At 65.3% G+C, this 7496-nt stretch carries 5 protein-coding genes and 2 pseudogenes; 5 read left to right on the forward strand and 2 right to left on the reverse strand.

All coding sequences use genetic code 11. The features are described from left to right. The 5 genes from VMJ11_RS31360 to tssJ form a co-directional block, all read left to right on the forward strand. Positions 1-837: type VI secretion IcmF C-terminal domain-containing protein (locus tag VMJ11_RS31360; RefSeq protein WP_325624829.1), on the forward strand; the 837-nt coding region annotated here is incomplete at its 5' end. Next, complete coding sequence (tssA, locus tag VMJ11_RS31365; protein WP_325624831.1) at positions 834-2420, forward strand: type VI secretion system protein TssA; 1587 nt, start codon at positions 834-836, stop codon at positions 2418-2420. The genes VMJ11_RS31360 and tssA, both read left to right, overlap by 4 nt. Positions 2421-2431: 11 nt before the next feature. Then, positions 2432-4246, forward strand: a complete 1815-nt coding sequence (gene tssF, locus VMJ11_RS31370; protein ID WP_325624833.1) for a type VI secretion system baseplate subunit TssF — start codon at positions 2432-2434, stop codon at positions 4244-4246. Continuing rightward, positions 4243-5361 (forward strand): type VI secretion system baseplate subunit TssG, encoded by a 1119-nt coding sequence (gene tssG, locus VMJ11_RS31375; RefSeq protein ID WP_325624835.1) that lies wholly within the window; start codon positions 4243-4245, stop codon positions 5359-5361. Before tssF ends, tssG begins: the two co-directional genes overlap by 4 nt. A 14-nt stretch (positions 5362-5375) precedes the next feature. Further along, the gene (tssJ, locus tag VMJ11_RS31380; RefSeq protein WP_325624836.1) at positions 5376-5906 is read left to right on the forward strand and encodes a type VI secretion system lipoprotein TssJ; all 531 of its coding nucleotides are present in this window, start codon (positions 5376-5378) and stop codon (positions 5904-5906) included. A 374-nt stretch (positions 5907-6280) separates the two neighbouring features. Here tssJ and istB read toward each other — a convergent pair. Beyond that, positions 6281-7057: pseudogene (istB, locus tag VMJ11_RS31385) on the reverse strand (IS21-like element helper ATPase IstB); the annotation flags it as partial. A 6-nt stretch (positions 7058-7063) separates the two neighbouring features. After that, positions 7064-7496 (reverse strand): annotated as a pseudogene (locus tag VMJ11_RS31390) (IS21 family transposase); the annotation flags it as partial.

A 7496-nucleotide genomic window follows, 5' to 3' on the forward strand; every position in this document is an offset into this window, starting at 1 on the left:
GCGAGCCTCAACGATATCTGGCGCACCTCGATCCTTGCGGACTGGAACCGGACCTTCGGCGGCCGCTATCCCTTTGCGGATTCGGAGAACGACGCATCGTTGCCCGAGATGGCGCGCTTCATGCGGCCGGATAACGGCGTGATTGCGCAGTTCGTCACGACGCAGCTGGCTGGTGTCGTCGAGCGTCAGGGCGATCGCTGGGTCGCGGCTCAGGGTGCCGACCACGGCTCGCTCAGGCTCGACCCCGGCTTCCTGGATGGACTGAACCGGCTGATGCGGGTTTCGACCGTGATTTTCCCGGCCGGCGACGCGCATATCCGGTTCGACCTGCGCGGCGTCGCCACGCCGGGCATCACCGACATGCGGGTGGTGCTGCCGGGCAGCGAACTGCACTACTTCAACCAGCGCGAGGAATGGGTGCCGTTCGAATGGCCGGGGCAGACGCTGGACAACCGCTCGCATATCGAATGGCAGACCGAGCAGGGCGGCCTGCGCTCGGCCATGGACGCGCAGGGACGGTTCGGGCTGATCCGTCTGCTTGAGCGTGCGAAAACGTCTCAGCAGGACAATGCGCGCTATCTCGTCACATGGGCGCCGGATGCAGGCACGGGTGTCGCGCTCCGGATGCAGTTGCGCAGTGATGCGGGCGCGGGTCCGCTCGATGTGCTGCAGTTGCGCCACTTCGCGTTGCCCGCCCGTATCTTTGCCGCCGGCGGTGTGAAGTCCGCACCCGGACTTTCGTCCGGCACACCGCCGCCGTTGCCGCCGGCGGCGATTGCCGCCGCGAGGCACGCGGCCACACCGTTGCCGCATGGTTCCGTGCCGGAGGCCGAATGAAGCTCGGTGAACTCTTCCGGAGCCTCTTTCCCGCCCGCGGGGACACCGGCGAACTCGCCCGCGCCCGGCTCGATGCATGGGCGTCGTGGCTGCAGCCGCTTTCGGGCGATGCGGGTGTGGGCCGCGATCCCGGTTACGAGGATGCGTTTTTCACGCTCAGGGACGAAGCTGGCAAGCTCTCGGAGATCGACGAAAGCCTGATCGCGCGTTCCTGCGAGCAGTTGCTCAAGGAAACCGGCAAGGATCTGCGCCTCGCGGGTTATTACGCGTTTGCACGGCTGCGTCAGGATGGGCCGTCTGGTCTGGCCGACGGGCTGGAGCTTGCCGCGGCCCTTGTCGAACGGTTCGGGGAAGCCGTGCTGCCCGCCCGCGCCGAGGCGAGGAAGGCCGCGCTCGAAATGCTGGCGACGACGCGCGTGATCGATCTGCTCGAAAGCCGTGGTGCGTTCGCGCCGGCCGATCTCGAACGCGCACTGGCCGCGCTCGACGTACTCGTGACGCTCACGCACGCATGGCCCGAAGCGGCACGGCCAAACCTGCAGCCGCTGGTGTCGCGGTTCGAGCGCAGGGAAGGGGAGGTGCGCAGTGACGACGCCGGGCCGCCCCAGACGTCCTCTGCCTCCACGGCGGGCACGGCAGGCAGTGCCATCGCCTCGACGCGCGACCTGCTTGAGCAGGCGCGTGTGATGGCCACGTGGCTGCGCGACCAGGAGCAGGGCTATCTGCCATCCGTGCGGCTCGTGCGCTGCGTTCGCTGGGACACCGTGCATGAAGTGCCGCCAGCAAACGCTGCCTCGCATACGCGGCTTGCGGCCCCGCGCCCGGAACTGCGCCAGCAACTGAAGCGGCTCGTGCTGCAGAAGCAGTGGCACGAGCTGCTTGAGCGTGTCGAGGGCGCGTTCATGGAGGGCGTCAATCACCTGTGGTTCGACCTGCAGTATTTCCAGCACGTCGCGCTCGATCATGCCGGCGCGCCATACGACACGTGGCGCGAACTGCTGCGCGCGGATTTCGCGCTGTTCCTCGAACGTCTGCGCGGCATCGAGCGCCTGTCGTTCAATGACGGCACGCCGTTCGCCGACGACACCACGCTCGAATGGATCGCCCGGCACGCGGTCGTGCGCGATCTCGAAGCGGGCGATACCGTCGCCCCGCTGCCGGTATCGGCCGACAGCGAGGAAGGCGGGGCGGGTGACTGGCCGGAGATCGAGGCCCAGGCGAGGGATCTTGCTGCGCGCGAGGGTATCGAAGCGGCCTTCGCGTGGCTCGACGTGCTGCCCGGCATGAAGACGGAGCGGCATCGCTATCTGCAGCGCTTCGTGATGGCACGCCTTGCGCAGCACGCCGAACGCGCGGATACGGCCACGGCACTGCTGCTCGAACTGGATACGGCCGCGAAGTCACTGCCGCTTGCGCGCTGGGACCCGGCCCTGGTGTTCGAGGTCAAGCTTCAGCTGCTTCGCGCGGTGAAGGCGGCCAGCAACCGCAAGGATGCGGACAGGACGGCCCTCGCGCGCCGGATTACCGAGCTTCAGACCGAACTCACGGTGCTCGACCCGGCCCGCGCGCTGATTCTTTCATAGAACGGATTCCCATGGAAAAAGACGATCCCGTCCTGCGTTACTACGAAGCCGAGATGCGCTACCTGCGCGACTCCGGCAGGGAGTTCGCGAAGGCCCATCCCGACCGCGCACGCATGCTGAACCTTGAACGGGTAGGCGACCGCGATCCGTATGTCGAACGCGTGCATGAAGGCTTCGCATTCCTCACGGGACGCCTGCAGCAGAAGCTCGACGACGAACTGCCGGAGCTCACGGAAGGGCTCGTGAGCCTGCTGTGGCCGCACTATCTGCGCATGATTCCCTCGCTGTCGATCGCCGAACTCGTGCCGCTGCGCGAGAAGCTCCAGAGAACCGAGGTGGTGCCGGCGGGCGTGCCGGTGCGCTCGGCCCCCATCCACGTGCCGCAGGGCGACGATGCCGGTGGCACGGCATCGGGTTCGGTGCAGTGCCTTTACCGCACCACGCAGGCTGTCACGCTGCAACCGGTGTCCATTACGCACGCGGCGCCCACGGTGCGCCACGACGGCCGTTCGGTGATCCGGCTGGCTTTCGAACTGCAGCATTCGGCGCGACGGGAGGAAACGGATATCTCGCGCCTGCGTCTGCACCTGAACGCGGACCTGCCGGTGGCATTCGCCATGCACCTCGCCCTCACGCGCCAGGTCGACAGCATCCTCTGGCGCATTCCGGAAGTGCGTGATGGCGAAGCCGTGCCATTGCCGGGCATCACGATCGAGCCTGCCGGATTCTCGACAGAAGAGCGCCTGTGGCCCAAGGCCGATGCCGCGTTTTCGGGTTACCAGCTCCTGCTCGAATACTTTTCGTTCCGCGAGAAGTTCCTGTTCGTCGACCTCCGCGGGCTGGACGTTGCGAAGCTTCCGCCAGGCGCCACCCGTTTCGAGCTCGAATTCGTGCTGAAGGAGGCTTACCCGTCGGACCTGCGTTTTACGCGGGAAAATGTCCGCCTGTTCTGTTCGCCGGTCATCAACCTCTTTGAACTCGACGCCGAACCCGTCGAGATCAACCATCACGAAACGGAGTATCGCATTGTGCCGGCGGGCCACCACGGCGAGCACGTCGAGACATACTCGGTCGATGCGGTCTCCGCGTTCGATCATGAAACCGCGGAACGCTATGAATACGTGCCGTTCGCCACGTTCCGGCATCGCGGCGGCATGCTGCGTCACGAAGCGCCCGAGCGGTATTTCCACGCGCGTGTGCGCCCGGGGGTATCGGGGCTGCACGAGACCTGGATCGTCCTCGGCGGCCATGCCTGGGAGACGATGGAGGCGCTGCCGGAGGAAAGCCTGTCGCTGCGCGTGACCGGCACCAACGGGATGCTGCCGCGCAAGGGCCTGCGCGAAGCGAGCCTGAGCGAGCTTGCGGCGAGCACCCCGAACGTGACCGGTGTGCGCAATCTCGTCGCTCCGACGCTGCCGCTCTATCCGCCCACCAATGACCGGTACCAGTGGCGCGTGCTCTCGCACCTCGCGGCGAACTTCCTGTCGCTGATGAACGCGGAAGTACTGCGCGGGACGCTCGCGCTTTACGACTGGACCGATGACGAGCTGAACCGCAGGCGCCTGGCCGGCATCCTGTGGGTATCGGAGGAGCTGCTTGAGGAAGTGTCGGGAGGCTCGGTCGAGCGCGGCGTCCTGATCGAGGTGACGCTCGATTCCCAGGCGTTTGCGGGCGAAGGTGACGTGATGCTCTTTGGCGAGATGCTGCACCGCTTCTTTGCGATGTATGCGGAAATCAACCTGTTTACCCGGCTCTCGATCGTGAGCCTGCCATCGCAGAAGCGCACGCTCTGGCCGCGCAGCAAGGCGGAACGGTCGGCGCTATGAAACGTGAAGACAATTCCAGGCTTGAGCCGCTGGTCGCCTCGCTGCTCGCGCGGGCACCGCAGATGAGCTTCATGCAGTTGTGCCGTTTGCTCGAGGCGGGGACGGCGGATGGCGCCGGATTCGGCACGCGCGATACGGCCGGACAGGAGCCCGTGCGTTTCGGATCGTGGCGCCGCATCGGCTTTCCGGCCGGTGAGGTCGCCGCGGTTGAATACAGCGGGAACGACGACGACTACGGTCCGCCGGCGCCGCCTGTCGTGCGGACGACCTTCATGGGGCTGTACGGCGTGGATGCGGCCATGCCACCGCACCTGATCGACGACATCGTGCTGCGCGAAGAGGGGCACGAGGTCGTCGAACGGTTTCTCGACCAGTACGATCATCGCCTCATCACGCTGCTGTACAGGGCGTGGAAAAAATACCGTTACCCGGAAAGCTTTCTCGCGGGGGGGCGCGATGCCCATTCGCGGAACCTGCTGACGCTGGCCGGATTCGGCTGGGGCGGCAAGCCGGAACGTGCGGGGTTGCCCGATTGCCGCATGCTGGCGCTGCTGGGTCTGCTGACGCAGAAGACCCGAACGCCGGAAGGGCTCGCGGGTGTGATCGCGCTGGCGATTCCGGGCGTGGAGGTTCGCGTCGACGAATTCTTTCCGGCAATGACCGGTACGGGAGAACCGCGGCCGCTCACCTCCCGGCCGGCGATACCGGCATCGGCACCACCATCAGGCAGCGGCGGCAGACGCGGACTCGGGGGCGGGTACGTGCTCGGCAGACGGCTCGCCTATCGCAGCCGCGCCGCCCGGGTGACGCTGCGCCCGGATAACGTCCGGCAGGCGCACGACCTGCTGCCGGGCGCCTGGCTGCATCGGGAACTGACCGCTTTCGTGACGCTCTATGTTGGCACCAGGTCGGATGTTCATCTGCGCATGGAGGTATCCTCACGGATTGCGCCCCTGCCGTCGATAGGTTCGGTACCGGAAGGCCCCGCACCGCGACTCGGGTGGACAACCGTTCTGCCCGCCGGAGAGGAGCGCATGATCAGGATTCCTCTCGGTGTGTGTGAGGCCTTTCCGAAGCCGGCACCCAATCCCTATCTGAGTTCTCAACGCGCATAACCCTGGGAATCCGAATGTTTATCCGCTCAACCCTTATCATCCTTGCGTCCGCGCTGCTGCTTCCGGCATGCGGCGCGTGGCAGACCGTATCCGATGCCTCCTCGAGCGCCTATCACGCCGTGTTCTTCAGGCAGGTAAAAGTCCTGAACGTCGATCTGTCGGCACGGGATGCCCTGAATGCCGACGACAACGGCCGGCCGACGTCGGTCGCCGTGCGCGTGTACCAGCTCAGGGATCGCAAGCTGTTCGACAGGGCGTCCTATGAGGATCTCCTGAAAAACGACCGCATCGTGCTCACGCAGGATCTGCAGGACAGCATGGCGGCGGTGCTCAATCCCGGCGCATCGGCAAGCCTCTCGCAGCCGATGCAGGCCGATACGAAGTACGTGGCGGTCGTGGCGCTGTACCGGAACCCGGGCAGCGGCGACGGCTGGAAATATGTGATCGAGAAAAAGAAACTCGACGCGGACAGGCCACTGAAGCTCAACCTGCTTGACCAGATCCTGCTTGCGGGAGAGGACACTGGCGCAAAGTCTGACCGGTAACCGCCATGGCAAAACAGTCTTCGGGTGAGGCGCCATCCATGACGAAGTCGTTGCCGGACCTGGTTGACAGGCTCGATACGCTGGACCGCAGGATTGACCACGCCCGTCTCCGGGAAGGCTTCGTGGTCAGTTCCGCAGCCATGTCCACGTGGATTCCGGCTGCCAGGCGCGAACGTGTGCGGCAGGTTCTCTCGGCACTACCGCGGCGAGCCGGGCGCTCGCTGCCCGAATACCGTGTGGAGTCGTTTGCAGGCGTCTGCGATCTGGCACAGGCCTGGTGTCACGGATCGGCGTAATCGAGCCGGGGATGATCGGCGTAATGAGGCCACCTGGAATGGCCCCGAAACGCGATTTCGAAGGGACTCAAGAATGCGTTTTTTGCCTGATTTTGCAACCGCGTTTTCGCCGTTTTCGGGCATCGGTTTCGGCTTGCGGAAGCTTTCACCCTCAATGACGACGCGGTAGGCGCCGTGCCTTAGCCGATCGAGCGTGGCAGCACCGAGGATGCGGTTGTCGGGGAACGCGTCGCCCCATTCGCTGAAGTCGAGATTCGACGTCAGAATCGTCGCCGCGCGCTCATACCTGGCGGCAATCAGGTCGTGGAAGTCTTCGTCATGGGGCGCACGCAGGGGTTTGAGTGCGAAGTCATCGACGATCAGCACCGGAACGCGCACGAACTGCTGCAACTTGCGTTCATAAAGCTCAGTCGCCCGTGCTGCATGCAGCTTCTTGAGCAATTCGGTTTGCGTGATGAACAGGACATCGCGGCCCTGGCGTGCGGCGCTGTGGCCCAAGGCCTGCGCGAGATGCGATTTGCCGACGCCGGTTTGGCCGACCATCAGCACGCAGACCTTCTCGTCGATATAGCGGCCGGCGGCGAGATCATGGATGTGAGCGCGGTTGAGCTTGGGAACGCGGTCGAAGTCGAAGTTCTCGAGCGTCTTGCCCAGGGAGAAGCCAGCGCGGGCAAGCCGCACGCCGAGCTTCTTCTGCTCTCTCCGTGCGACCTCGTCGTGCAGAAGCATGGCGAGGAACTCCGTGTAGGCAAGTTGCCCGTCGATGGCTTGACGGTTGCGTTGCTCGAGCGAGTCAAGGATGCCCGAGAGGCGCAACTGCTTGAGGATCGTGTTCAGTTCTGGACTGGGATGCATAGGCGTTCAATGGATCAGAAGGGAATGGAGGTCACGGCCGAAGCGGCCGCCGTTCAGATAGGTGTCGGCAGGCGTCGGCGCTGGTGCTGCGGTGGGCTGGCTGTCCAACCCCTTGTCGAGGATCGTCTTGACGGTGCGGTACTTGGGGCTGGCGAACACGAGCGCACGCTCGCACGCAGCCTCCAGCCGTTGATCGCCGACCTTCTCGCGAAGCCTCACGACGCCCTGTGCGCCGCGCAGGTTGACGAGCACCTTGTCGTTGAACATCGCGAGAACGAGCGCGTGGCAGGCTGGCCCAATATCCTTTGCCCGCGCCAGGCACCACTGTGGATCGTGCTCGAGCCACGCTTGCGTTTCGGGCGGCTGGTGGTCACGCACCGTGTGGCGATCGCCGGGCTTGCGCAGGCGCGGATGGGTCGCGACGAGCTCATGGCGGTGG

Origin of the sequence: Paraburkholderia sp., from assembly GCF_035501035.1 — a bacterium.
Classification (GTDB): Bacteria; Pseudomonadota; Gammaproteobacteria; order Burkholderiales; family Burkholderiaceae; genus Paraburkholderia.